This is a genomic window from Paenibacillus cellulosilyticus (assembly GCF_003182255.1).
Lineage (GTDB): Bacteria > Bacillota > Bacilli > Paenibacillales > Paenibacillaceae > Paenibacillus_T > Paenibacillus_T cellulosilyticus.
The window spans coordinates 1-24,660 of record NZ_QGTQ01000008.1; the positions used below are offsets into that span (position 1 = coordinate 1).

23 protein-coding genes, 4 pseudogenes and 3 riboswitches are annotated in these 24,660 nt (G+C 49.5%); of the genes and pseudogenes, 5 read left to right on the plus strand and 22 right to left on the minus strand.

Features of this window, described 5'->3' with window-relative positions; all coding sequences use genetic code 11:
* Positions 1 to 333 precede the first annotated feature (333 nt).
* Positions 334 to 522: pseudogene (locus DFQ01_RS31610) on the plus strand (low molecular weight phosphatase family protein); the annotation flags it as partial.
* Positions 523 to 538: 16 nt separating this feature from the next.
* Here the strand turns inward: DFQ01_RS31610 and DFQ01_RS12440 are convergent.
* The 13 genes and pseudogenes from DFQ01_RS12440 to DFQ01_RS12500 form a co-directional block, all read right to left on the minus strand.
* Positions 539 to 1,039: a hypothetical protein gene (locus DFQ01_RS12440; RefSeq protein WP_110044219.1), complete on the minus strand. Its 501-nt coding sequence runs from the start codon at positions 1,037 to 1,039 to the stop codon at positions 539 to 541.
* A gap of 64 nt (positions 1,040 to 1,103) precedes the next feature.
* On the minus strand, positions 1,104 to 1,391 hold the full coding sequence (locus tag DFQ01_RS12445; protein WP_110044220.1) for a DUF4190 domain-containing protein: 288 nt from the start codon (positions 1,389 to 1,391) through the stop codon (positions 1,104 to 1,106).
* 125 nt (positions 1,392 to 1,516) lie between these two features.
* Positions 1,517 to 1,699 (minus strand): annotated as a pseudogene (locus DFQ01_RS12450) (VOC family protein); the annotation flags it as partial.
* Positions 1,700 to 1,862: 163 nt separating this feature from the next.
* On the minus strand, positions 1,863 to 2,555 hold the full coding sequence (locus tag DFQ01_RS12455; protein ID WP_110044221.1) for a DUF3888 domain-containing protein: 693 nt from the start codon (positions 2,553 to 2,555) through the stop codon (positions 1,863 to 1,865).
* A 171-nt stretch (positions 2,556 to 2,726) separates the two neighbouring features.
* On the minus strand, positions 2,727 to 3,515 hold the full coding sequence (locus DFQ01_RS12460) for an SDR family oxidoreductase (protein WP_110044222.1): 789 nt from the start codon (positions 3,513 to 3,515) through the stop codon (positions 2,727 to 2,729).
* 158 nt (positions 3,516 to 3,673) lie between these two features.
* Complete coding sequence (locus tag DFQ01_RS12465; protein ID WP_110044223.1) at positions 3,674 to 4,528, minus strand: stalk domain-containing protein; 855 nt, start codon at positions 4,526 to 4,528, stop codon at positions 3,674 to 3,676.
* A gap of 295 nt (positions 4,529 to 4,823) precedes the next feature.
* Complete coding sequence (locus DFQ01_RS12470; RefSeq protein ID WP_110044224.1) at positions 4,824 to 7,862, minus strand: DEAD/DEAH box helicase; 3,039 nt, start codon at positions 7,860 to 7,862, stop codon at positions 4,824 to 4,826.
* On the minus strand, positions 7,859 to 9,607 hold the full coding sequence (locus DFQ01_RS12475) for an SWIM zinc finger family protein (protein ID WP_146216866.1): 1,749 nt from the start codon (positions 9,605 to 9,607) through the stop codon (positions 7,859 to 7,861). The genes DFQ01_RS12470 and DFQ01_RS12475 overlap by 4 nt, the downstream gene beginning before the upstream one ends.
* 162 nt (positions 9,608 to 9,769) lie before the next feature.
* The gene (locus DFQ01_RS12480) at positions 9,770 to 10,027 is read right to left on the minus strand and encodes a hypothetical protein (protein ID WP_425452391.1); all 258 of its coding nucleotides are present in this window, start codon (positions 10,025 to 10,027) and stop codon (positions 9,770 to 9,772) included.
* 153 nt (positions 10,028 to 10,180) lie between these two features.
* Positions 10,181 to 10,366, minus strand: a pseudogene (locus DFQ01_RS12485) (sugar O-acetyltransferase); the annotation flags it as partial.
* 85 nt (positions 10,367 to 10,451) lie between these two features.
* Positions 10,452 to 10,551, minus strand: a riboswitch (purine riboswitch).
* Between the two features lie 59 nt (positions 10,552 to 10,610).
* Complete coding sequence (locus DFQ01_RS12490; RefSeq protein ID WP_110044227.1) at positions 10,611 to 11,888, minus strand: HupE/UreJ family protein; 1,278 nt, start codon at positions 11,886 to 11,888, stop codon at positions 10,611 to 10,613.
* An 11-nt stretch (positions 11,889 to 11,899) separates the two neighbouring features.
* Positions 11,900 to 13,129, minus strand: coding sequence for a DUF3500 domain-containing protein (locus DFQ01_RS12495; RefSeq protein WP_110044228.1), 1,230 nt, complete (start codon positions 13,127 to 13,129; stop codon positions 11,900 to 11,902).
* Positions 13,130 to 13,539: 410 nt separating this feature from the next.
* Positions 13,540 to 14,370: an SDR family oxidoreductase gene (locus DFQ01_RS12500; RefSeq protein ID WP_110044412.1), complete on the minus strand. Its 831-nt coding sequence runs from the start codon at positions 14,368 to 14,370 to the stop codon at positions 13,540 to 13,542.
* Between the two features lie 96 nt (positions 14,371 to 14,466).
* On the opposite strand from DFQ01_RS12500, the gene DFQ01_RS12505 reads away from it, so the two are divergent.
* The 3 genes from DFQ01_RS12505 (at position 14,467) to DFQ01_RS31910 (ending at position 15,570) form a co-directional block, all read left to right on the plus strand.
* A complete protein-coding gene (locus DFQ01_RS12505; RefSeq protein WP_110044229.1) occupies positions 14,467 to 14,880 on the plus strand; it encodes a MerR family transcriptional regulator in 414 nt (137 codons plus the stop codon).
* A gap of 208 nt (positions 14,881 to 15,088) precedes the next feature.
* Positions 15,089 to 15,409, plus strand: coding sequence for a hypothetical protein (locus DFQ01_RS12510; RefSeq protein WP_110044230.1), 321 nt, complete (start codon positions 15,089 to 15,091; stop codon positions 15,407 to 15,409).
* A gap of 35 nt (positions 15,410 to 15,444) precedes the next feature.
* Positions 15,445 to 15,570, plus strand: a complete 126-nt coding sequence (locus DFQ01_RS31910; protein ID WP_281272004.1) for a hypothetical protein — start codon at positions 15,445 to 15,447, stop codon at positions 15,568 to 15,570.
* 136 nt (positions 15,571 to 15,706) lie between these two features.
* Here DFQ01_RS31910 and DFQ01_RS12515 read toward each other — a convergent pair whose 3' ends face one another.
* The 7 genes and pseudogenes from DFQ01_RS12515 to DFQ01_RS12540 form a co-directional block, all read right to left on the minus strand.
* The gene (locus DFQ01_RS12515; RefSeq protein ID WP_110044231.1) at positions 15,707 to 16,702 is read right to left on the minus strand and encodes a Gfo/Idh/MocA family protein; all 996 of its coding nucleotides are present in this window, start codon (positions 16,700 to 16,702) and stop codon (positions 15,707 to 15,709) included.
* Between the two features lie 105 nt (positions 16,703 to 16,807).
* The gene (locus DFQ01_RS12520) at positions 16,808 to 17,776 is read right to left on the minus strand and encodes a phosphoribosylaminoimidazolesuccinocarboxamide synthase (protein ID WP_110044232.1); all 969 of its coding nucleotides are present in this window, start codon (positions 17,774 to 17,776) and stop codon (positions 16,808 to 16,810) included.
* Between the two features lie 73 nt (positions 17,777 to 17,849).
* A riboswitch (ZMP/ZTP riboswitch) is annotated at positions 17,850 to 17,929 on the minus strand.
* 236 nt (positions 17,930 to 18,165) lie between these two features.
* A complete protein-coding gene (locus DFQ01_RS32135) occupies positions 18,166 to 18,894 on the minus strand; it encodes a cellulose binding domain-containing protein (RefSeq protein ID WP_425452392.1) in 729 nt (242 codons plus the stop codon).
* Positions 18,895 to 18,939: 45 nt separating this feature from the next.
* Positions 18,940 to 19,896 (minus strand): annotated as a pseudogene (locus DFQ01_RS32140) (endo-1,4-beta-xylanase); the annotation flags it as partial.
* A 355-nt stretch (positions 19,897 to 20,251) separates the two neighbouring features.
* Positions 20,252 to 21,133 (minus strand): phosphotransferase family protein, encoded by an 882-nt coding sequence (locus DFQ01_RS12530; RefSeq protein WP_110044234.1) that lies wholly within the window; start codon positions 21,131 to 21,133, stop codon positions 20,252 to 20,254.
* A gap of 126 nt (positions 21,134 to 21,259) precedes the next feature.
* On the minus strand, positions 21,260 to 21,748 hold the full coding sequence (locus DFQ01_RS12535; protein ID WP_110044235.1) for a hypothetical protein: 489 nt from the start codon (positions 21,746 to 21,748) through the stop codon (positions 21,260 to 21,262).
* A 42-nt stretch (positions 21,749 to 21,790) separates the two neighbouring features.
* Positions 21,791 to 22,135 (minus strand): LSm family protein, encoded by a 345-nt coding sequence (locus tag DFQ01_RS12540; protein ID WP_110044236.1) that lies wholly within the window; start codon positions 22,133 to 22,135, stop codon positions 21,791 to 21,793.
* Between the two features lie 210 nt (positions 22,136 to 22,345).
* Here DFQ01_RS12540 and DFQ01_RS12545 point away from each other — a divergent pair, with 210 nt between their 5' ends.
* Positions 22,346 to 23,056: a class I SAM-dependent methyltransferase gene (locus tag DFQ01_RS12545; protein ID WP_110044237.1), complete on the plus strand. Its 711-nt coding sequence runs from the start codon at positions 22,346 to 22,348 to the stop codon at positions 23,054 to 23,056.
* An 89-nt stretch (positions 23,057 to 23,145) separates the two neighbouring features.
* Here the strand turns inward: DFQ01_RS12545 and DFQ01_RS12550 are convergent, their stop codons facing one another.
* Together DFQ01_RS12550 and DFQ01_RS12555 are read right to left on the minus strand one after the other, a co-directional pair.
* A complete protein-coding gene (locus DFQ01_RS12550) occupies positions 23,146 to 23,787 on the minus strand; it encodes an HAD family hydrolase (protein WP_110044238.1) in 642 nt (213 codons plus the stop codon).
* Between the two features lie 37 nt (positions 23,788 to 23,824).
* The gene (locus tag DFQ01_RS12555; RefSeq protein WP_110044413.1) at positions 23,825 to 24,418 is read right to left on the minus strand and encodes a DJ-1/PfpI family protein; all 594 of its coding nucleotides are present in this window, start codon (positions 24,416 to 24,418) and stop codon (positions 23,825 to 23,827) included.
* A gap of 60 nt (positions 24,419 to 24,478) precedes the next feature.
* Positions 24,479 to 24,560: riboswitch (ZMP/ZTP riboswitch) on the minus strand.
* Between the last annotated feature and the right edge of the window lie 100 nt (positions 24,561 to 24,660).

A 24,660-nucleotide genomic window follows, 5' to 3' on the forward strand; every position in this document is an offset into this window, starting at 1 on the left:
TGCTATTTATCGCGAAAGAATGCTGTCACAGGCAGCTTAGTAACGGGGTTTCTGTATGAGTGTGTTTTCAAACTGCACTTTTTTTGACAACTCCATCATTCCATAGTAAAGCAGTCCACCACGAATTTACAGTAGAACTATAGCACAACTGATAGCAAGTCTAATCCGTTTTATCAAACGAGCATTCTGCAGTGGACGCCAACAAAACCAAGGAGTCAAGCAAACACAGTCCGCTTAGATCCTTTAGATTCATTCAAGTTTCATCCTATTTGTTACTAAGACGGTCCAAAGGCAACAAGAAACAACTGGTCACAAATTCCCTGTTCGGCACGAATCACGTTATGCGGACATGCGGATGAACACTGCCCTGTCATTAGCAATCCTAACGTGTTCAAATGGCACTGGGGTTTTGATGACCCTGCTAAAGCTACCGGAACAGAAGAAGAAATCATGGCGCAATTCCGAGGTGTTCGAGACGCGATCAAAGACAGAATCCAACTTTTCGTAGATCAAGGGGAATAAAACAAAGCCGAACCCGTCACTTAAGGACGAGGCTCGGCTTTGTTACTTCTGTATCCACCTTCAAATAAAAATGATCCGTGTACGCTATTTCGTCTATTTCCCACGAGATCTTCGTGAATATGGTTCCATTAAATCGCTCTTCGTTTGTTATCGATATTCCTCCTCCGGCTCCTAATCTCACAAATCCTTCCTCCTTAAATCCTTTGATATCGGGATTCACGATAAGGAATGGAGATTTTGCCGCTTCGTTATCATAAAACTCGAGCGTCACCTTTTCCAAGTCGCTTACTCGATCAAATTTGGCATACAACTTCCCATATCCCCGATCTTCTTCCTGACCCTTGTGATAATACAAGAAATCGCTAATACGCCATTGCTGTGATTCGCCATCGAGGTGTACTTGAATCCAGTATTTAGTTTCCCCTACTTTCCCCACACCTGCTATTAACAAGGACAACGGTAATAGACATACAATTAAAGCAACAATGAATATTATGATCCGTACTTTTTTATTCATATGATTTCACACCAATCCGCTACATTTCATATCAGGTAGAGTCATCTTCACTACAGCATCAGTACTATCTACTTAGATATAGAATTGTCATCAAAAGAATGGGGATAATAATTCCTAAACAACTACAAACGATCCCTGTGATTGTTGTTTTTATTCCGCGTTGTTCGTTAACCCTTATTTCCTTTAGAGCTACGATACCAATTATTAAACCAATAACACCCAAAATTAATCCAACACTAAAATAAAAAGCAATTGATAGAACCCCTAAGACCAAAGAAATGATATCTTTTCTATTTAGAATTTTTTTTAATATTCCCTCTTTTTTTTCAATGGCAAAAACCTCCCTAGACATTCATCCCCTCTATGGAGAAATGATTTACTCTTAAATGCTCACGTATTCTTTCTTGAGAAAAAGCAATTCGGATTAAATCCGAATTGCTTTTTCTGTTGAATACTGTGCTCCAATCTCCGTTATCCTTAACCTTGAGCTGTATCCGTGTTCATGTGGTTAATTGCCCACATATGGCCGTCCAAGTCCTCGAAGGCCCAATGATACATGAATCCATAATCCTCAGGTTCTTCGTACGATTTCCCGCCCAAGGAGACCGCAGTGTTCACGATTTCATCCACCTTTTCTCGGCTTTCGAAGGCCAATGCGATGCCTTCGTTTATTTAGACGAAAACCGATCTTTAATTTTTTTACAATCATGCTCTTGACGCGCTGCGGCACCTCCTGTCACGATATCGGCTCGGTAGAAAGCACGAACGAGACGGGAATCGGCGTCACCTGCGGGTTCTCTGGATCGTCGAGCTACAGTCTCCGTTACTTCAAAAGATTTTGGTAATTGGGGAGGAAGTCATCCTTATTGGGTCCTCTAAGATGTTCAAAATTTGTAAGCTCAACCCCAGCCGATGAAATCCGATAAGTAAGTACATCTTCGCCGACAGGTATATGAGGACCGACTATTGGTTGAGCATCTATTGTGATTAAGAAATCAAAACCACGGAAAGCAGATACCCTTTCAATACTCTTCACATTCACAGAATCTGGATGAATAATTGGTGTTACTGTAATTACATCTGCGTATACATCGGCAAGCTTGTTTTGCATATGCGGAAGTAGACTTATGACAAGCATATCTTGAAGCTGCAGTTCCCTTGAGTCCTTAAGTGACATATTACCTACTGCATTTGAAGTCTGCTCTGAGATAGCCTCTTCAGCAGCATAGTGAACATCTATTTTTTGTTTGTTATCCGTCTCAGGAGAGGCTTGTGTGTATTTTACAAGAGCACCACTGCTCTCTGCAAATAAACGAAGAGGTATATATGCCTTATTATTATAGTTAAGAACCTCTTCACCTTCCTGTAGCTGTACTTCTTTGGAGAGTCCGTTAGCTAGAAAAAAAGTAACTTTACTTGGAAAGATTGTTGCTTCAATTACACTCGAAGCAAATACAGAAGTTGTTACCATTAAGAAGGCGCCACACAAAACACCTGCAATAAAATGTTTCTTCAATTCTTTCTCTCCTCTTCAAATACAAATTCTTCTATCCAATTGACGAAGCAAATGTACCATTGGTTGCAAACACGGGGTTTAATTCACGAAAACAGCTGCCGATTGCCTCGGCAGCTGTTGTATTGTTTGAGTAATTCGTCGTGTAGATGTCTTTCCGTAGGTCAAATGTTCTTATCGAGCCTTATGGGGATTAAATGTCCAGCCTTGATCGTCATGATAAATCATCTGCTTACTCATTCCGCCATCTATTGTAATATTCTCTCCCGCGATGAAACTGCCTGCATTACTGCAAAGGAACAGAACCATTTTGGCAATGTCAAGCGGCTCCCCTACTCTTCCAGCAGGATGCTGCAACATATCCGCGCTCGTGTATTTAGGTGTATAATGTTTCTCTTTCTGATAAGCTCCAGTATCTATCCAACCAGGGCTAATAGCATTTACTCTCACTTTCCCGGCTAGGCTAGAGCTAAGAGCATGAGTTAAAGCAATTATTCCCCCTTTCGCAGCAGAATAGCTTTCTGTATCTGGTTGTGACATGAAAGCTCTCGTAGAAGCGATATTAATAATAGCGCCATCAAGTGAAAAGTAATCCATTAACAATTTACTAAGCATATACGGCGCTGTAACTCCAACCCTTAAAGTGTAATTAAAGTCGTCAAAACTACAATCTGAAAGAATCCCCCCTTTACTCATACAAGCATTGTTTATTAAGAAATCAATATGATCAAAACGTTTTTTTACCTCTTCTGCAAAATGTATAATTGTTTCTTCCTCTGCAATATCTCCAGAGACAAATAATAATTTTTCATGACCGTATGTAAGGATTAATTTTTCGGCAGATTCACTGTCAATATCATTAAAGGCAACATAAGCACCTGCTTTTAAAAATTCCTCCACAATACAACGGCCAATCCCGTTTGCTCCGCCGGTTATAACACAAACTTTATCTTGAAAATTCATGACCTAATTCTCCTTCATAAATGAATCAGCTTATCTAGGACATTTTAGCAAATGTTCTTCTCCAAATGTACCAGATAACCGGAGAGTCCTTCTATTTGGACGGATCCCGCGAGCATGTTCGCCTTCTGGTATAATCACTATAGTGTTTAGACAGTGCTTTACCGTGCGTTCACCTCAAGTACATGGCCTGTTCCGTCTTCTATCACACGAATATTTTCGTCATTGATAAGTTGAATATTGCCATCCGACCGTATACTCTCAATCTGCTCTGTTAACCCGTGAGCGATAGATTTGCGTATCAAACCTTGATTCTTAAAAACTAAAGTATACAAGTCATATACGCCGGTCTTTCGATCGGAATAGAGTATGGAGGCGATCAATAAATTTTTAGATGTCACCTCGAAGTCGAATGTGAGATTATGTGTATTTACATCGATATCTTTTATCCCCAATGGAATTGTAACCAGTTTCCCCGTCTTCACATTAGTAATCTCCAAATCACCTACTTCAGATTGAATCCTGTACGTGTATCCCCACAAGCTTCTGGAGAAAGTATCGTTATAATTATGAAGTCCCGTTATAGTTACCTTTCCTGATTTCGGGTCCCATCCGGTCACTTCGCCGTCCAAAGCGGCAGCGAGAAATTTAATTGGAACGTAGAGATGACTGATATACCACACGGGTGCTCTTCCCATGTCTACCTTTTGACCATCCACTTCGGCAATGCTGCTTCCCATATATACTACTATGCGCTTTTTACTCCCGCTCAACACTGCCGTATCTTTATCCTCCATACTCCAATGCAAGCTTGCCTCACTCCCAAGTGAGAAAAAACTTCCGTAGGTCACTCCGTCCTTCAGAAGTGTCTGCACATGATCGATATGACCATCCTCCCATTGCGCTTCCAGAACGACATATTTGGAAGCCGCATAGGTCATATGCGCGCCCACCGGCAATAGCATGGACACACTCAAAATAACAGCCATCGCTTTATTCCATTTTTTAATAGTCAAAGATCAGTTCACCCCAGTACTGGTTAAGTTTAACAATCCATTAGACGATCACGTTCAATATAATGTTGCTGACGGTAGTTAAATGCCCTCAGTTATTACCAGCGAGGGTGAGCGTTTATCTAGGGGGTTGAGGGATTCGACGCTATCTTTTTAGCATCAATCGCATTAACTGTAAAACGAGAACGCCAATGGCCCGCTACACTATAGTAGTAGCGGGCCATTAGGCATCCTGAGCAGGCCAACAAGCACACGATCGACATCAACAACTACGAGGGTCGCTTTCGTGCAAAGCCCGCTATTCCGACCAATCGCGCCGCAGCGTGAACAAGTCGCGCAGAGCGTCCGTTGACAGCTCTGTAATCCAGTTTTCCGAGCTCGTGATAACGTCGTCGCTCAGCTGTTGTTTGCTCTCGAGCATCTCGTCGATCCGCTCCTCTAGCGTGCCTAGGGAGATGAACTTATGCACCTGCACGTCGCGGGTCTGACCCATCCGGTAGGCGCGGTCCGTTGCTTGGTTCTCGACGGCGGGGTTCCACCAGCGGTCGAAATGGAACACGTGGTTCGCTGCGGTCAGGTTGAGCCCGACGCCGCCGGCCTTAATCGACAGGATGAATACGTTAGGCTGCTCCGCGTCCGGCAGCTCCCGGGATTGGAACTGTTCGATCATCCGGTCGCGCGCTGTCTTTGACGAGCCGCCGTGCAGGTACAGAACAGGTTCCCCGAGCTCCCGGCCCAGCACCCGCTGCAGCATTTCGCCCATCCCGATGTACTGCGTGAAGATCAGGCACCGCTCACCCTCCTGTCGCAATTCCTTCACGAGATCGAGCAGCCGTTCGAGCTTGGCGGAGCGTCCGATGAGCATCGCCGATTCGGCCGCTTCATCGCGCTCGTCCGTCGGTATCGGCACGACTTCCTTCGTGAACAGCACGGGGTGATCGCACAGCTGCTTCAGACGCGTCAGGGCTGAGAGAATCGCGCCTTTACGCTTAATGCCTTCCGTCTTCTTGACCTCGTCCATCAGCTCCTTAACGGTCTGCTCGTAGAGCGCGCTCTGCTCGCCGGTGAGATGGATATACGTCTTCATCTCGTTTTTCTCTGGCAGGTCCAGCATAATGTTCGGATCCTTCTTCTTGCGCCGAAGCATGAACGGCTTCACGAGCCGCTGAAGCTCCTGCGTTCGCTTCTCGTCGCGTTCGCGCTCAATCGCTTGGCCGAATTGCTCGGCGAAAGTGCGGGCGGTGCCGAGATAGCCTGGATTGGTAAAATCGTAGATCGACCACAGCTCCGCGAGTCGGTTCTCAATCGGCGTGCCCGTGAGCGCGATGCGGTGCTGCGCGGGAAAGCTCTTGACCGCTATGGCCTGCTTCGTGCCGGCATTCTTAATGTTCTGCGCTTCGTCCAAGCAGATTGCCGACCACGTATAAGCGCCGAGCAGCTCTTGGTCCAGCGTCGACGTCGCGTATGAGGTAAGCACGAGGTCGGCCTTCGCCGCTTCCTCGTAGAATGCGTCACCGCCCAGCCGCTTGCTTCCGTAATGAAGCAGGATGCGAAGCGACGGCGCGAAGCGGCGCACTTCCTTCTGCCAGTTGCCGAGCACAGAGGTCGGGCAAATCAGCAGAGCGGGGCGTCGTTCTCCATGTGCATCGGCTTCCTCGGCGACGTGCAGCAGATACGTGATGAACTGGATCGTCTTGCCGAGACCCATGTCGTCGGCCAGAACGGCGCCAAGCCCGAACCGTCGCAGAAAAGCAAGCCACGAGAAGCCTCCCTGCTGGTAGCTGCGCAGTTCTGCTTGGAGCTTCGTTGGTACGGGGACCGACGGCCAGTCCGCCTGCTGCGTCAGCTGCGCCATGACGGAAGTCAGATGAGCGTTCAGCTCGATGTCCATCTCCAGTTCGCCTTCGTTATCGTCGTCCTGCTCGCCGCCACTTTCTTCATTCTTACCTGGGTTCGCCGCCATGAAGCCGCCGCGATTACGACGTAGATGCAGCTGCAGCACGTCTTGGAAGGACAAGCCACGGCGTGGGTCAACGCCTGCCATCGCCTTGCGGATCTGCGCGAGCAAGGCGGGATCAAGCGGCACCCATTGGCCGCGAAACTGCACGAGTCGTTCGCCGCGTGCGACCAACTCACGGAACTCGGCCTCGCTGAGGTCCGTATCCCCAATGGATACGCGCCAGTCGAATTCGATCAGCGCGTCTAGGCCGAAGAACGATCGGCTGCCACCCGCGCGTTCCCCTTCTCCTTCGCCGGAGCGAACTTTCGCGCGCAGGCGAGGCTTAGTGCGGCTCGCCTCCTCCCACCAAGCGGGCAGCAGCACCTGCCAGCCTGCGCTCAAAAGTCGCTGGCTATCCGTAGTCAGGAACCGCCATGCTTCATCATCCGACAGCGGTGCGTTTAGCACGTCTAATGGGCTGCCGGCCAGCCGGTCCGCCGGCAGACTCGCGCGAAGATGCGCGAGCCAAGCCGCAGAACGCTCGTGCACATGCGGCGTCCACCCGTTGGGCCACGTCCCCGAGGCTTCGCCGTTCACGGCCAGCCGGACCTGCGCTAGCTTCGCCGGTTCGAGCTTGTCCTGCATCAGGAGCACGAGACGCCAGCCGCTGCTGGCTTCAACATTCTCCGGCTCCTGCAGCTGTAGGAGCGGCCGAAACGGCAGCATGTCGGCCTTCCAACCGGCGGCGACGAGCCATCCGCGCTCGTCGAGGCCCGCGGCCGCTGCGGCGCGGTCGCGAGCGAACAGCAGCGGAAACTCGCGGCGTAGGTCGTCGGAGGCTTCCTTCGTGCCGTAATGGCGATGAAACACTGCCGCGGAGAAAGCGGCGCCGAGACCGGCCAGGAAGGCGGCATCCCTGTCTTCTTCATTCAAACCGTCGGGCTCTTCCATGCCGATGTCCGCGAGCGCGCGCAGCGATCGGCGGGATTTCGCGTCGAGTGCCTCCGAATCCCACGTCCACTGCAGCTTGCCGGCTTTGTAAGCTTCGAAGCTCGGGACGAATTTCAGCTCCGCGACGCTTTGCTCCAGCGCCGGCGCAAGCGCGGCGATTCGCGCAGCATCGCCTTCGAGCTGCCAATTCATATGTACCGGCAGTAATGCAGGGTTTGCGAAGAAAGGCAGGACCATTTCCGCAGGCAGCACGACGAGCTCCAGCTCTTCACTCAGCTTTTCGATCTCGAGCTCCGTGCCATAAAAAGACGGCTCATGCCATGCGAACAGACGCTGCTTGACTAACAGCGCCGGCGCATAGCCGGATGCGTCTGCGCCGAATATTAATGCGTCCCCCTGTTCGGTCAGGTTCGCTTGAATCGTAAGCGTATCGGCATATGCGTTCATGACAGCAATCCTCCTTTGCGCAGTTCTTCCTGCAGTGCCCGCAGCCGGCTGTTCCGGTTCGCGAATGCGGCGATGAACAGCTCCCAGCGTTCGCCCTTCTTCAGCCGAGCGTACAGCTTGGAGAGCCGCTTCAGCAGCTTCGCGGCGGCCTTGTAACCGTCGCGATTTTTTTGCAGCACGTACCGTTCCACAGCCTGATGGTAGAAGGGCAGCAGCAGCTCCGGCGCCTCCTTCTCGATCGGCTTCAGCTTGGTCACGAGAAACGACAGCGGGTCCTGACCCATGCACATTTGCAGGTCGATCCACCGGTCCCACCGGCCATGCGCCGCCAGCGCATCCTCGTAGACGGTTCGCGAGAACGGCAGCATCTCCTGGAGCGTGCGCCACATTACCGGCTCCGCCTCAGGCATCTGCGTTACGACAACGGCCCAGTAGTCTCCATACGGTGCCAGGTCCCCGCGGAATCCGACGAGCAGCGGTCCCGTCTCCGCGAGCCAGTCTCGTAGTCGAGCCCATTGCCCCGCGCGTTCGAGGACGCCAAGCAGCGGCGCAAGATGTTCCGGCTTCAGCATTAGCTTGCTTCCGTCCCGGGCAATCATCGCCTGAGCTTCCGTGTCGCGAGACAGGTAGATCAGGAGCAGACACTGCGAGAGTATCCAGGGCAGCCGCGATAACGACGGACCAAGTTCCGCCTCCGCCGCTTGCAGCTGGCGAAGCTCCTCTTCGTACAACGGCGCATTCCCGGCCGATCCGGGACCGAGCCAACCGAGCCATAGCGAGGAATAGAGCGTCGAGAAGCAGCCGATCGTCTTGTCTTCGATCATCATGTTCTTCCGGAGGAAATCTGCCGTCTCCATCAACCGCTCCCAATAGGCTGAGCTGTTGTCAGCCAGCGCCAGCTTATCCTCAAGCAAGCTTCTCGCTTGCCCACGCAACCCGTCGATTGCATGCTGCGTATGATAGCCCATAAAAAGACCGGATTGCGCCCGGTTCGACTGGGCTGGCTTGACCATCCGCTCCAGCACGAACAGCACAGCATGGAGCGTGTACAATTGCTCCAGCGCCCAAGGCAGCACGGGGCGCATCGCCTGCAGCTCGACGAGCAGCTCGCCGGCCTCCTGCGCCGTGCGAATGTGCAGGTGCATCGGTCCGCTGCACTCTTGGAAGCGCTCGTGCCACTTGGCTACGGGAGACTCAGTCAGCTCCACCTCCGTCACGGTCGGCCGGCCGGACCGAAAGGCCGTCGGCGCGCTGCGGTTCATGCCTTCGCCGCCATAGCCAGCGCGGGATGGCGCGTCCGCTGCAGCTCCTTGGGTACCTGTGCGGTCTTCGCCGCGTCCGCCATCCGACTTCACACCCAGCTTGCCGCCGGAAGATGCGCTTTTCAAGGTGCTGCGCGCGTTGGCTAGTGCCTGAATCGGCCGTCCGCATAGCTCTGCGTAACGCATCAGGCTTGCAGCCATGTGCGTGCAGGCGCGGTTCGCGGAGCAGGCGCATTCGCTTGCCGCAAGATCGTTCAGATCGACGGCGACGTCGTACATCCGGTTATCCTTGACGCGCGCGTCCACATGTACGCCGTCATCGCGGAGCGCCAGTTCCTCTACCCGTCCCTGTTTATAATATTGAAAACCACGTATGATCGTCAGTTCGTCAAAACACGCGGCGACGCTCTCCAGCAGCCGCCACCACGCGCCGTCATCCAGCATGTAGTCCATATCCATAATCCGTTTACTCCCGGTTATCAAGAATCGTTTCCTATTTAGCGAATCGACTTCACCACTCATTATAAGTCATGGCTTCTTCTGATGTGCAGCTAGTCAGTATTGGATGAAATTGCGTAATTAAACAAGCCAGCTATCGGAAGCGATAGCTGGCTTGTTGCTTTTTCACTAATAGTTGGTACTGCGCTACTCCTTCGATTCAATGCGGTTCACCGTGTCGACGTTATCACTATCGGAATCCCCAGCACCTTCTCCAATCTTATTACCTAACGCGCCACCGGCGACGGCACCTGCAATCATGCCGAGTGGTCCCAAAAGAGAACCAACGGCAGCTCCTGCAGCAGCACCGCCGAGGGTTCCTACAGCTTCGCCAGAGAGCACACCGGCAGTGTTGGTGTGTTCTTCATTATGTTCTCGCTTGTTATTTTCCGTCAACTGGATCACTCCCTTGTTTGTTATAGGGAAGCGCGGCACTTTTCCTGCGTTAGGTCCCAGAACATATATTGCCCATTTTCTTTTGGAAAACAACCGTCGTCCTTTTCAGCCGCGGGAGTTATGTATTACTGTATGTTGCTAATCGGAAGCTCTCATCATTTTTCATTGATGCCTTGAATATTTGTCCTTGTCTGCCTCTGTAATTTCTCTGATCACTCGACATGGATTTCCTGCAGCAACAACTCCTGAAGGAATGTTCTTGGTCACCACACTTCCGGACCCAATAACCGAATTATCCCCAATTGTCACCCCCGGCAAAACATTTACTCCTCCATGAGTCCATACATCGCCAATTCACAAAACCCCAATCTCGCTGAAATATATTTTCCATTATGTACAGAGTTGGATTGAACAACAAAAAAACCTGATTACAAAAATGAAATAGAATTTTTGTAATCAGGATTTATCGGTTCGTGGCAGAGACCCTTAAACCGTTTTATTGAGGTTATACAAATTAAGTTCTTGACTTTAAACACAAGACCTTGGTCTGTCCTGTCCTATCCTGGCCGTTAGTGAGGGAGCTTTGATCCAGCTAAGCGGGTTTACTTTTATGCACTAATATTAACTTTCGCCATAGAGCAACTGTGATGGCAATTACGGCGATAGCCACGATCAACCACCCCGCATAGGGAGCTGAGGCGTTCACCGCGGAAGCGACCGGATTGGACGCCTGGGTTACCCGCTCGACGATCCAGGCGACTGACGCGACAATCGCGATGCCGGCCCCGGCCAACCGAATGAAACGATAGAGTCGTGTTACGCTAAGGAGCAGCAGCCAAGGCATCGTCGCGGCGATGACGGTAAGCTGCATAAGCTCGATGCCGACATTAAATCCGAGAAGACTGGAAGCCATCCGCCACGGGCTGAGCCCGATCTCCTCTATTAAGGAAGCGAAAGCCATGCCGTGGATGAGCCCGAAGCCGAAAGCGACGAGAGCCTCACGGCCGGGGAAGATCGGTCTGATCGCATGAATGGCGGACACGAGAATCGAGACGGCAATGAGCGTCTCCACCCACTGACTCGAACCCGGAATCCATCCCAGCGCACCCGCGATAAGGGTCAGCGAGTGCCCGACGGTGAAGGCCGTCGCCACCTTAAGCAGCTGGGCGATGCTGTGCCGCACTCCGCCGAACTTGGTCCAACGCTTGCCGCGGGCTAGAATCGGCGCTGGAAGAAGAAGCACAAGCAGGAACATGAGATGGTCCGTTCCTTCCGCGATATGTGAGATGCCAAGCTGAACAAGGTTAGTAAACCCGTGCCACCAACTGCCTCCGCTCCGATCCACCTCGATCGAGGTCACATCCGCCCGAAGCGTTCCGAGTAGCACTGGATCACTGGTGGTAACGCCATTGTTCCAGTCGCTGGTGACAGAAATGAGCGCCTTGTGCGTAATCAATTGGTTAATGATAACGTCATAGTTGAAGGTGAATTGATCTAATGGCGCTCCGCTAGGAGGCTCCATCTCCAACTGCACAATCAAATCATAAGGCTGTTCGTCCAGTTGAAGCGACATATCGGTGACGGAGACGCTCCAATCCTCTCCGTCAGGACTAACCGGATTGACGTGTTCAATAATATAAGCTTCCAGTTCGTCTCCATAGGTAGCGATCACCTCGGACGGCGAATCGGTCAAGGTCTGTCCGAACGCGATCTCGAGCCGATCGATTGGAAGAACGAGCTCCGCCGTCACACGGTTTTCTTCAAAATCGAGCGAGACCGCCGAGCTGGGCATTTCGTGCGCCGAGGCTGTCTGGACTAAATTCAAGCATAGAAGTAACATGACGGCGAATACTCCGATAAGCTTACGCATGACGACCTCGGTTAGCTGCTGAAGCTGCCGCCGTAATCGGCTTCTTTATCGCGCCATACGGTGTGGTAATGGATTTGATCTTGGTAAGCGACTCCCGTCTGGCAGATAAATTCGATCCATACGCGCGGGCCGTCGATCCGTACATAAGAACCATGCTCGTCAAGACTCGTCGAGCCGGACCAGGAGATCTTCGTCTGGCTGAGAGCTTCGGCGGACAAGTAGGAGCTCAGAAGCTCTTCTGACACCTCATCGTTCGTGTCCTTCACCCAAGCCTCAATAGCTGCCTTAACCAATTCCTGCTGCTCGTCGGTAAGCTCGGAGACGGTGATCCCTTCGCTCGTCGGGAACGCTCCGTCCTCTCCCGGTCCGACAAGCACATCGTCGAATGACTTGGACAACTGCGCTTCCTCAAGCTGCGTGTCGGTAAGGGAGTTGATCATGCCGTACATCGCATCGCGGCGGCCTTGCAGAGGCGCGTACGTAACACCGCCATCCGACGTATATGTGAGCGGCTCGGTTCCGGTGAAAGTCGGCGTCGCGCTCGTCACTTGAGTATTATAAGAGAGATTGCTCGCATAATGATGTCCGCCGATCTGCAGAATCCAGGCCGAGGTGTCGGACGGCTCGCCCAGGAACGCGACGAAGTAATAGTCGGAGCTCCACATGCCGCTGTTAACCGAGTTCAGGTTGTTGTCCGCCAAGACGACCTCTTTAAACGTCTCGTATCCGGATTCTCCCAGAGCCGTTTGCGCCAGTGCGAAGAATGCCTTAAGGCTATCCTCGCTCAGACTGCCCAACATCACCCCGTTCCGCTCGACCGCGTTGACCGGAAGGTTGGACCAGACTTCGGCGTTCTCTTCCGTTAGTTCGTACTGCACTTCTTCGGCCTGCTCGTCCGTCAGCGTTTCCTTGAACGCATTCGCCAAACATGCGATCTGGACCGTCGTGTCATCCGAGCTGCAAGCGGACGTATCCGCCGTGGCGTCGACCTCTTCGATGATTGCTGCTACGTCCGTCACGCTCTCCGGAATGTCGGCTCCACCGCCAGGACCGCCGCCATTGCCGCCGCCCGGCGGCGTTCCATCTGGCGGCGTTCCGCCTTGAGCTCCGCCCGTCTGCATATCCGACGAGCTCGCTGTTGCCGCCGTGTCACTGGAATTGCTGTTGTTGCTACACGCTCCCAGCACAAGGCCGAGAACGAGCGTCATGCAAGTTAAAGTAAATGTAATGTTCTTCTTCATGGAACCCTCCGGTAACTTAGTGGTTATTAATTACATCTCCGACTATAAGGGTCTTGCCTTTAATGAATCTTAAATAAAAAGAACGACTCAAATTGATGTAAGTTTTTATCAATTGCTTCTGACAAGAATTTATATCGTTACAACAAAAAAATGCCGCAATTATGCGGCATTCATTCGATATGAGTTCTTGTTATCCTACATATTTGTTCGGCTTGACCAATCACGCTTCGTTCGGATACTTAAGTCCCCATGGCTCCCGGATCCGGTCTAGCGTCTCCATGATACGAACCGTCTCATCGATGGACATCACTTGGCTCGCCTTGCGCCCCTCGCGCAGGCACTCCATCGCCCTCGTTGGTCATAGACAGTAGCTGACATGAACTCCGACTCCGACCTTTATTTAATTAAAGCTATTTTGTGAAATAATGTCCTTGCTCCAAGTCTGCGAGAAGTCCAAGTTGGACAGGCTTCCAGTCGAGCAGCTCCTTCGTCCCTTCGCTTGATCTTGCTAAGTCCAGTGATGCGACCATGCCTAGAAAACCGAAGACCGCTTGTGCCTCTTCACGCGGGATGCTGACTACCGGCACATCCAAGTGACGACCGATGACGCTGGCAATGTCGCTGAACGGAATCCCTTCGTCGTCCACGCCATCCAGTCGTGAACCTGCAGGCGCAGATTCTACAGCGAGACGGAATAAAACTGCCGCATCCAAGCGATGAATCGCGGGCCAACGGTTGGTGCCGTCTTCAACGTAAGCCGAAGAGCCTCTTTCCTGGGCGATCCGAATTAAATGCGGTACGAAGCCTTTATCTCCTTCTCCATGAACGGAAGGTGCAAGCGAGACGATCAATGCTCTCACGCCTTGTTCAATAAACGAAAGTGCGGCTTCCTCCGATGCTTGGCCATTCGCATGAGCAGTGATAACAAGCGGTTTACCGGAGCCTGCAAGGCCCTCTCCCATTGCTTGGATAGCACGAAGATCGGTTGCTAGGGATGTCGCGAAATTAGAAAAATCATGGTTAAATGCCAGATGAATAACACCGTCTGAATTGGCTGCACAGCTGCGCAATAAATCCAAATCCTCTAAAACACCGCGAGCCGCCTCGGCTCCCAAGCTTTCTAATACCTGAGCACCACTCTCTGAACGGGTCAGACCAACTACCTGATGGCCCGCATCAATGAGTTCGCGGACAACAGCCGTACCAATATAACCTGCTGCACCTGTAACGAATATACGCATCATTTTTAACGCCTCCTTAAGCATTTGACGAAGATATGACTCCAGTCTAAACTATAAAGTAAACTCTAAGGCAAGCGTTTGGAGGTATGAATTCATATGAAAATTCAAGAATTAGCAGACTTGATGGGTCTAACACCCCACACCATTCGTTTTTATGAGAAGGAAGGCTTGCTTGACAGCAGGCATATTCAGCGAGAGAAAAATAATTATCGCAACTACTCAGAGGAAGCGATTGGCCGGTTAAAGCTAATTAAGAAATTTCAAGGCATCGGCTGCTCGATAGCTGAACTGAAAACGATTTTGCAGGATCACGATACGAACGCGCGCACGAACCAAGAAGTAATAGAATGGATTCTTCAGAAGATTAATGAGATCGAGCGTAAGAAGGACGAATACGATCATATGCTTGTAACGCTGAATTGGATGCTGACGTACAGGAAGCTGCTGAACGAAGATCCACAGCAAGCCGAGGTTATGATGGAGGAATTACGTCTTAGAATTAACATCTAGCTGTATACACAAAAAAACGCATTATATGCGGCTTCTAATGTTACCTTAGTTCTTGGCGCTTTTCAGTACGAATAGGACAAGGTACCTTTGCCCATAAGAGAACATAAATTAAGAAGGTGTAGCAATCATAAATGTTTACCCCCTACCCCTTTCATCACCACTAATAACAAATCACAGATGATAAAGTGAACGGTGGGAGGAGAAAGAAATGACTTCTCTTAAAAAAAATAAAAAAAATATGACGCGTAGGACTCGTAGTGAGAAGAAAGTTAACGATGAAACTTCAGTTAGTGATTGTGTAAAAGAAAGAAAAATAGAAATCATTATTGCCGCGCTATTATTATCAGGTAAATTACGATTCGATTCGATACAATTATTCCGCGAAGCAGCACTGGTTGTCAGCCTTGTCGGTAAATATGAAACATTAGTTGACCTGAATAATAATGATTTAATTAGAATTTCGGAGCTCTTTAATAAGAACGGAAATATGACAATAAATGAAATCATTGAACAAATAAATAAGTCATAATATAAATGAAAGCAATACAGAAAGAAGGCCAATTAATGAATCGTTTTGATGGAGAAGGGTTTGCGGAATCTCTGATTATTATTATTCTAATCTCATTATTTGTATTTGGTTCGAAAGATATAATAGGTCTTACCACTGCACCGACAAAAGTTGATGAATAAATTGAATCATTTTAAACCATAAAATAGACAAGCCCTTAATTCCAGCATTGTGACCACTTCTGGAATAAGAGAGGCGGATTGCGTGTCCGCAATCCGCCTTGTTGTGTTGAATTATACCGAAACGATAGTCTCCCGATCACGCTTCGCTCGGATACTTAAGTCCCCATGGCTCCCGGATCCGGTCTAGCGTTTCCATGATACGAACCGTCTCGTCGACGGTCATGACCGGGCTCTCCTTGCGACCCTCGCGCAGGCACTCCATCGCCTCAATCGCCTGGTAGAAGTGGCCGGATGGCTCGAGCTCGTGCTTGAAGACGACCGGCTCCTCCCCGTTCACATGCAGCGTCGCAGACTTGGCGAACAGGAATCCCGGAATTTCGATCCGCCCCTTAGTGCCGTAGATGACCGCCTCGTTGGTCATAGACAATCGTATCGAGCTGTGCAGGGAGGCCGTGCGGCCGCCGCCGTACTCGAACAGCAGCGAGAATTGCTCATCCACGCCTGTCTCGCCGATTAGGACGGAGCTCTTGATCGTGGAAGGCTGCTCACCGCCGTACACCATCGAAGCGAACGACACCGGGTAGATACCGGCGTCGAGCAGTGTGCCGCCACCCTTTTCCTTGTTCAGCAACCGGCCTTCGGGATTCCAGCCCGCGTCGAAGCCGAACTCGGCCTTCACGATGCGCACGTCGCCGATCGCGCCGCTATCCAGCCACTCCCGCACCTTGACGATCGCAGGTAGGTACCGCGTCCACATCGCTTCCATCAGGAATAGGCCCTTCTGACGGGCCAGGTCTGCAATCTCCTTAGCCTCCGCAGCATTGATCGTGAACGGCTTCTCACAGAGAACGGATTTGCCGCCGCGCAGCAGCGTCAGCGCGTTCTCTTTGTGGATCGGGTGCAGCGTGCCGACATAGACGATCTCAACGTCCGGATCGGCAGCAAGCTCTTCGCAGCTGCCATACGCTCGCGGGATGCCGAATTTCTCGGCGAATGCCTGCGCCTTGTCGAGCGAGCGTCCCGCGACAGCGACGAGCTCTGCGCCCGGCGCGTGCGGTAGTTCCGTAGCGAAGTTGTCCGAGATGCCTCCCGGTCCCATGATGCCCCATTTCACGATGCGTTGTTCCGCCATGATTAATTCCCCTTTACCTCTTAGATAACTCTACCATAACCGATTCGAAATCGATTGCAAAGCGTTTCGGTCAAACTAAATTAGCAAAAATAAGCGAGCTTTCGCTTAGATAAGATAAGCATTTAAATTCTTTTTAAGCCGATCTTTTACAGCATGCGTACCGTCGACGGAAAATTGCTTGCCGGTGATCATTTCGAAGAGGCGAATATAGCGATGCGACAGTTCGATGACAAGGTCATCGGGTGCGGCAGGCAGGATTTTATCTTTATAAGGATCGCAATGCTCCCTGAACCAAAGTCGTAGAAATTCTTTGTCGATATTCTCAGGTTCCTTGCCCTCGGCTAACCTCGATTCGTATGTATCTTTCATCCAATAGCGGGAAGAATCGGGTGTATGTATCTCGTCGATGAGAAGAATCTCTCCTTTGTCATCAATACCGAATTCATACTTGGTATCTACAAGGATTAATCCGTTTCTAGCCGCGATTTCTGTGCCTCTGGCAAAAAGCGAGAATGCGATTTTTTGCAAATACTCCCAGGTATCTTTGTCGATTATGCCATCGTTAACGATTTGGGCAGCCGAAATCGATTCGTCATGTACGGATGATTTCATTGCCGGAGTCAGGATCGGTTGCTCGAACTTCTGATTTCTCTTCATTCCATCGGGTAGAATATGGCCAGATAGGTCTCGGATACCTTGTGAGTATTGGACCCATGCCGAGGTATCTGTCGAACCCGTAAGATAGGCGCGCATTACGAATTCGACCGGAAATACTTTGCATTTTTTTCCTATCGTAACATTCGGGTCGGGGATTTTTATAACGTGGTTACTTATTATATCTGAGGTATTTTCAAACCAAAAAGCGCTAAGCTGGTTTAATACTTGGCCTTTAAACGGAATGTTGGCAAGAATCCTGTCAAATGCACTTTGGCGGTCTGTGGTGATAAGGATTAGAGAATCACCCAGGTCATAGGTGTCGCGAACTTTATCTCTCCTGAATCCGGGGACATTCAGAAATGAGGTGTCATCGAGACAGTTCATTAGGTTTTTCTGAATCGTTTCTTTGGTTATCATGGAAGCCTCCTTATGCATATGCACCTGACCTTTCAATAATTGAAATAAAAAAAAGCATCTGATCTAAGATCAAATACTTTGCCCAGGCGTACGGCTTATGAAATATGTGCTCCCCCGTAGTTATCCTACGTTACGCCAGTCACACATATTTTAATGCAATTTAATAATATCAGAGGAGTATATTAATTCCAATACTTTTTTGTTTATATTTTACATTCAGTCGAAATGGGTTTGTCATCCTATCCTTTCTGATATGGGAGCTACCATCTTTGTGACGCTTGTTAGTCTGACCGTTCTTATCAACAACAGAAAACCTCAATACATACAAAACAGGCGGAGATGTTACTCTCTGCCTGTTTTGTTTATGGCTCCTGTCGTATTCAGTTTACTTATGGCGTCGTACCCCAGACGACCGTGCCGCTCTGAAGAATCGTAACTTTGCTCCAGTCAGCATAAGCTGTTTTCGTTCCGTCGAATGAGTAGTCGTTCGATTCATTGAAGTTCGACCAGTCAGACTTCGCGACGCGGATCTGAATGTCGCCCGTCTGTCCACCAGCTGCGATCGAGCCAGCGTTTGCACCGAATGAAATCTCCAAATACGTATCAGCGTTCGTACCGGCCGTGCTCGCAAACGTACCGCTCACGTTGGAAGTGCCGATTTGCGCGTAATCGGCGTAGAAATTGAGCGATGCGCTGCTATCCTTCGTAAAATAGTACCGAAGTTTTAAGTCGCTCAAGTTGACAGCGCTCGTGCCCGTATTCTTAATGTTGAACGTGGCGTAGATTTGATTGTCCGTCGCGTTGCTGTTATTCACTTTGTACTGTGCAATGAGCGTGCCGGTCGTGCCTGTTCCACCGCCTGTGCTGCCAGCCGTAGGCGTCGCGCTCACCTGTGCCGAGTTGGCACTCGTGCCCGTGCTATTCGCAGCGCTGACGACGTAGTAGTACGTTGTGCCGTTCGTCAAGCCTGTGTTCGTATAGCTCGTCGAAGTGACGTTCGTCGCCACGTCCGTGTAAGTACCGCCGCTCGTTATTGCCCGTTTGACCGTGTAGCTAGTAGCGCCGCTCGAAGCGGTCCAGCTAAGCGCTACCTGCGCGTTACCCGCCGTTGCCGTCAAGCCCGTAGGAGCTGCCGGTGCCGTAGGCGTCGTCGTACTGCCACTTAGGTATTGCTTCAGCCAAGTCAGGGCTGGACGTTCAGTGCCGTCGGAGTGAACCAGATACGAATCCGACGTCCAAGTTTGGCCTTCCGTATATCCCCACAGCGTAATCCCTTTTATGTTCGAATTTTCCCATAGAACAGGGAATTTCTCTTTATAGCGCGCCAGCTGTGTCGCGTCGTCCCCGGTGAGATCCAGCTCGGAAATGTAGATCGGCAGACCCGTCGCAGTCAGCGTGGTCAGTACGCTGTTCATCGTGCTGACCGACACGTCATTCAAATTGAAATAATGGCCTTGAAGTCCGATTCCGTCAATCAAGCCGCGGGCTTTAAGTAAATTAATGATAGTGACATAATTAGCAGCCTGGGTCGGATCGTTAAGGATGCCGTATTCGTTAATCAACAGCTTCGAATTCGGAAATGCCGTCCGCGCTTGCTCAAAGGACCAAATGACCCAGTCCCAGCCCGTCGTTCCATCACCGCCGATTGCGTTACGATAGCTGGGCTTCGCATGAAGTGGTTCATTCACGACGTCGACGAAATCCGCACCGCTGTAATGCGTTCCTGCCGCTTTAATCCACTCGGTCACTTCCGCTTTCTGATCGGCAGCCGACAAGCTTGAAATCCAGCTTGGCTCTTGGCTTCCCCAGACGAGCGTATGGAATTTGAACGGCATGCCGTTTGTTTTCGCATAATTATAAGCCGTGTCCCCCTGCGTCCAGTTCATCGTGTTACGCGTACCTTCGACGGAGCCCCATTTCGTCGCGTTCTCCGGCGTGATCTGATTCCAATAAGTGCTGAAATTAGATGGCACACTGCTTCCGATGACGTTCCCAAGGAACTTAGAGCCGGACACGAGGCTCGCATGAGCTTTCTGTGCGGATGTCACAAACAGGAATGAGGATACTACCATCGTGAGCGCAAGCATCAAATTTAAAGACTTTGATTTTGCCGATAACATTAATTGTCGCCTCCTATTAATGGTTTAATATGTTGACACGAAATTATGCCTGACCTGTGGGCGCACAAGATGCCGTCATCAAGTCGCACAGCCTCTCGCAATCACTCCTTCCAATATTTGATAGCGCTTGCACATTTTATTATAAGAGGACCGTATAAGAATAAGTAGTTAGGAATATTTAGAATTTTGCCAAAAAACTATAGGTACGGTGAGGTGTGTCCCGTTAAGCGTCGGAACGATCTGCTGCTGTCGGACGACAAGGACATAAACCGTTAAGTCGTGGTCAACAAATCAAAAAACCATCATTCAAAAATCGAATGATGGTTTTCTTTCGGTGACAAGCTCATTCTAGGACTCAACAACCCACCGCATTCTTTAAAGTAATAATATTTTCCTGAAGGAACGTTTGATTTCTTTCGATTCCTCTGGTTTTACACCAAACAACGGCGCTGAAAGCATCGTAAAAATCATAAAATGGCAGCACGTTATCCAGAGTCAACATAGGTCGAATCGATTGATAACCTTCAATGAACGGTTTCTTTGTACTCGGATTGGTTTCCCAAATATATCGATTGACTTTGGTGAAATCAATTTCCGACGATCCACCACGGGCACTCTCGAAATCGATAATGCCAGCAACCTCATTGCCATTCACCAATATATTACCCGGTCTGAAATCCATGTGAACAATGCATGGTCCGTCAGGATCCGGTAAAGCAGCGAAAACTTCATCAAAATGAAGCATACATCGTTCATACAAGTTTGAATCGAGAATCTCTTTGCATGGCTCTTTCCACTTTTCAAAATTACTTTTGATATGTAATCTCCAATTATTTTGATCAAGCAACTTAAAACCATCGGTGACATGGTAACCATACCCAGGAGTTTTGACCTCATGGAGCATAGCATGATACACGCCAATTTGATAGGAGAGTTTCTCGTCAATGTCTCCTGTACAAGGCATACCTTGCATTGCTGAAAGAAGCAATGCTCCTGTAGTGCTTTCATCCCCGTACCAAATGTCCAATACCTTAGGAACAGGTATGATGCCCTTTAATGTTTCAAGCATTTGAAACTCGCGGAATAGTTTATGTTTGTTAAATGGAATTTTTACAAAAACGTTTTGACCACTGACCAGCGTAAGTTTGTATACTTCAGAACTAAATGACTCTGGAACATCTTCAATATTCAAGACGTTCAACTTTAGTTTTTCTATAACTTGTAGAATGGAACTCATATGTTACCTCCTGTTTTGGAGCAATATATTACACATATCATATTTTTGAACCAGTACCAAGACCCCTTGAAAAAAAAGACAGCCCACCGGGAATTCCCGGCAGGCTGAACACAACGGAATAAAGCATTAAATTTTGAACATGCCCATTAAAGGCATAATCGACTTCACTACATTAAGTCCGATTTGGAAAGTCGGCAGCATTTGCTTAAAAGAACCGTTAAAACCGCTCTGCTGCCCTCCACCTAGCCCTGAAGGGCCTTGCAATTCCTCTTGCTTTTGAACGCCTGCTCCTGATAAACCCGACGGGCCGGATAACATCGGCTTAAATAAGCCCCCGAAAGAATTGAGCGCACCGATTCCCCCTATCAAGGAATCCAGCAGTCCCGATACTTGGACTTCCGGTGTCTTGGAACGATCTGAAGGTTTCACTCTTCCACAACTTCTGGTTTCGGAAAGGATTAGCTGATGGTTATGAATGGCTTGAACCGTGCCGACATAACAGTTGCCGTCATTTAACAACACGCAAACGGGCTGCCCGATACAACGGTAAGCTTTTTTGACCGCAAGAACTCTACCTTCAGCTTCACTTTTTTTAGGAGCTTTCCTGGATGCCATCCTGTTACCTCTCTTCTCAATTAGAAGTCGTGTCAACCGCAATCAAATACAAAAGAAAGGCAAAATGAAAAGCGAAGCAAGAATGGCAAACGGAAAAAAGAAGCAACCGCCGTCGAAACCGCCACAGCCTCCACCGTAACCGCCGCCGTAACCGTCGTAATAACCGGACAGTCTGGCTTTATGCATGGTGCGCGTTTGTTTTTTAGAATGAACGGATGACATCAATAAAGGCTTGCTGTCTAACGTGCAGTCCTCCAGCATTAATTTACCGTCTGCTACTCCCTTTATCGTTCCGATAAAATGCCTTCCGTCTTGCGTAACCGCACTGACCCTGCGCCCGATGTACGGATAGACCGTATGATGGGAAATCGGATAAACTTCCTGCATAACTTTACTCCTCCTAACCTGCAGCTGTTTATCCTAGACTATGAAACTATCTGCAATAAGGATTGTACGATTGTCTTCTAATTAGGAAAAATCGAGAGTTGCTCCCCTACTCTCTAGCAATGACAAAAGTTTGAAAGATGAAGGCGCGAGCGGTGTAGTCATGGTGGTAGTTATGCATAGGATATCGGAAGAGGAAGAGGTGAAAAGGCGATGGATTACCATACATTATTAGCCCGGCTCGGCGAAGGAAGCGCCCATCCAGGTGGTTTCCAAGCGACGAAAGAATTAATCGGACAAATCGGCTTTCCTCGCGGTACGAGAGTGCTGGAGGTAGGATGCGGAACGGGCCGGACTGCGTGTTATTTAGCTAGTTTGGGCTGCGACGTGACAGCGATAGACCGGAACAAGGATATGATTCGCAAAGCAACCCACCGTGCGACAATAAGCGGACTTCCCGTCCGCATCGTCCAGGCAGATGCCAGTTCCTTGCCTTTTCCGCATGAGACGTTTGATGTCGTGTTTACGGAGTCGGTTACGGCTTTTACCCAAGGAAGCACCGCTATACGCGAATACTGGCGAGTGCTGAAACCACAAGGCGTTCTTTACGATCGTGAGCTGGCATTCGCTCGAACATTAACCGCGGTGCAAAAGAAAAAACTCCAGGCGTATTACGGACTTCATCATATGCGAACCGTACCGGAGTGGCTGAAGCTGCTCAGCAAATCAAGCTTTCATCATTACTCGGCGTCTCATTTTGTACAGATAAAACAACCGGTGAGCGACAACGACCCTTTGCGGGTAATCGATCACGAACTATTCACGAAACCAGATGCAGTTGCCATGATGATGAAAAATGAGCGCCTGATGAGCAGCTTCGCTAATGTGATGGGCAGTATCGTAATTACGGCGTGGAAAGCGTAACTGAAGATGCCGTGCCCCTTCTCTATCGCTTCTTGATCACAACAAAGAAAAAGCCGCAATTTATGCGGCTTTCGCGGATTTCAATGTTACTAGGTTACATTCAGAATAATGTCCTTTAATTCTATCAAAGTCTTGATTCGATAGCTGGCTTGTGAGAAGTCATGTGTTTGTGTGAAGTCGTTATGGACAATAGCACATTCGATACCAGCTGCCACGGCCGCGTTCAACCCTCTGTTGGAATCCTCTACAACCAAAGTCTCTTCTTTGGCAGCTCCGAAGCGCTTTAGGCCGGTCAAGTATGGTTCCGGGTGCGGCTTGGCGCGCTCGTAGTCTTCGCGAACAAGGATGAAATCCATGAATTGTGTAATCTGGCGGTTTTCGTGAATAAGTTGAAAATCCGCGCGTTTTGCAGTCGTCACGATGGCCATGCGGACGTACTTTGACAATTCGGCTAGCGTTTCAACTACGCCTTCAATTTTTATGGCTTCTGTTCTTAGATATTGCTGATAATAGACGTCACGGACCTCACGCTGCTTGCTGATGGTCTGTTCATCCATACCTGCCGCCCTAGCTTGGGACCAAGTGCCGAAGGACTGAGTCATGTCGCGGAGGTATTGATCTTTATCCAAGGTAAATCCAATATCAGCCAGCGCGCGTTCTCCTGCTTTGTAGTACCAGAATTCAGTATCAACGAGCACACCATCATGATCGAACAGGATGTACTTTTTCATAGGTTCCTTCTCCTTCGTTCAGCCTCTTTAGGTTAAGCTATCCTAAGTAGACATCGCTCAGATTACCTGCCTGATAATAAGGATACTCGAGCTTCTGTTTCACCTGTCGTGCAGTGTCTGTATTTACAAGCCATTCGATCATGTAGAGCCCCAAGTCGATAGAGGCGGTCACGCCACCTCCAGTGACGATATTTCCGTCCCGTACCACACGAGCCTTAATAACTTCTGCACAATATGGCGCTAACAACTCGTATGCGGCGGAGTTCGTAGTCGCTTTTTTACCCTTAAGGAATCCGGCCGCTCCCCATAGAAGTGCCCCTGTGCAGACGGACGCCTTATAGCGTGCAGATTCTGCAGTCTGGATCCAACCCGTGAAAGCATCGTCAAACCGAAGTTGTCTTGTTGAGAGGCCGCCAGGAATAAATACAAGATCGAATTCTCCTAGATTCGGCAGCACCATGTCTGCTTTCATTTTAAGCCCACGGTCATCCGTCACTTCCTCCTTGTCTGCACAAAACTTCCACGAAACGTTTTCTTTCGCTTTCAGGATAGCCATCCAGGTTATCGCTTCATAAAATCCAACAAAGTCCATGCTGGTCATACCGTCGAATAATACAAACGCCATTCTCATCGCCGCCACCATACCTTTCGTCTGTTGGAAAATAAAAAAAGCATTTGATCAATAGATCAAACACTTTGCCCAGGCGTACGGCATATGAAATATGTGCTTCCTCGTGGTTACATCCACGTTTACGCCAGTCGCACATACCAAATACTTCCTGAATCATTTTTAACAGATAATTTCGAATTGTTCAACTAAAATTTATTGCGCAATATTGTCCGCAGCTCATCTAAACCATGAAAAAAAGCATC

What these genes read in the sequence shown, in the direction of transcription:
- DFQ01_RS12515 (WP_110044231.1), bottom strand. Translation starts at nt 16,702, where the DNA reads ATGGCGGAACAACGCATCGTGAAATGGGGCATCATGGGACCGGGAGGC.
- DFQ01_RS12440 (WP_110044219.1), bottom strand. Translation starts at nt 1,039, where the DNA reads ATGAATAAAAAAGTACGGATCATAATATTCATTGTTGCTTTAATTGTA.
- DFQ01_RS12500 (WP_110044412.1), bottom strand. Translation starts at nt 14,370, where the DNA reads ATGCGTATATTCGTTACAGGTGCAGCAGGTTATATTGGTACGGCTGTT.
- DFQ01_RS12510 (WP_110044230.1), top strand. Translation starts at nt 15,089, where the DNA reads ATGACTTCTCTTAAAAAAAATAAAAAAAATATGACGCGTAGGACTCGT.
- DFQ01_RS12495 (WP_110044228.1), bottom strand. Translation starts at nt 13,129, where the DNA reads ATGAAGAAGAACATTACATTTACTTTAACTTGCATGACGCTCGTTCTC.
- DFQ01_RS12530 (WP_110044234.1), bottom strand. Translation starts at nt 21,133, where the DNA reads ATGAGTTCCATTCTACAAGTTATAGAAAAACTAAAGTTGAACGTCTTG.
- DFQ01_RS31910 (WP_281272004.1), top strand. Translation starts at nt 15,445, where the DNA reads ATGAATCGTTTTGATGGAGAAGGGTTTGCGGAATCTCTGATTATTATT.
- DFQ01_RS12545 (WP_110044237.1), top strand. Translation starts at nt 22,346, where the DNA reads ATGGATTACCATACATTATTAGCCCGGCTCGGCGAAGGAAGCGCCCAT.
- DFQ01_RS12445 (WP_110044220.1), bottom strand. Translation starts at nt 1,391, where the DNA reads ATGTCTAGGGAGGTTTTTGCCATTGAAAAAAAAGAGGGAATATTAAAA.
- DFQ01_RS12535 (WP_110044235.1), bottom strand. Translation starts at nt 21,748, where the DNA reads ATGGCATCCAGGAAAGCTCCTAAAAAAAGTGAAGCTGAAGGTAGAGTT.
- DFQ01_RS12460 (WP_110044222.1), bottom strand. Translation starts at nt 3,515, where the DNA reads ATGAATTTTCAAGATAAAGTTTGTGTTATAACCGGCGGAGCAAACGGG.
- DFQ01_RS12520 (WP_110044232.1), bottom strand. Translation starts at nt 17,776, where the DNA reads ATGATAACCAAAGAAACGATTCAGAAAAACCTAATGAACTGTCTCGAT.
- DFQ01_RS12550 (WP_110044238.1), bottom strand. Translation starts at nt 23,787, where the DNA reads ATGAAAAAGTACATCCTGTTCGATCATGATGGTGTGCTCGTTGATACT.
- DFQ01_RS12505 (WP_110044229.1), top strand. Translation starts at nt 14,467, where the DNA reads ATGAAAATTCAAGAATTAGCAGACTTGATGGGTCTAACACCCCACACC.
- DFQ01_RS12470 (WP_110044224.1), bottom strand. Translation starts at nt 7,862, where the DNA reads ATGAACGCATATGCCGATACGCTTACGATTCAAGCGAACCTGACCGAA.
- DFQ01_RS12490 (WP_110044227.1), bottom strand. Translation starts at nt 11,888, where the DNA reads ATGCGTAAGCTTATCGGAGTATTCGCCGTCATGTTACTTCTATGCTTG.
- DFQ01_RS12555 (WP_110044413.1), bottom strand. Translation starts at nt 24,418, where the DNA reads ATGAGAATGGCGTTTGTATTATTCGACGGTATGACCAGCATGGACTTT.
- DFQ01_RS12540 (WP_110044236.1), bottom strand. Translation starts at nt 22,135, where the DNA reads ATGCAGGAAGTTTATCCGATTTCCCATCATACGGTCTATCCGTACATC.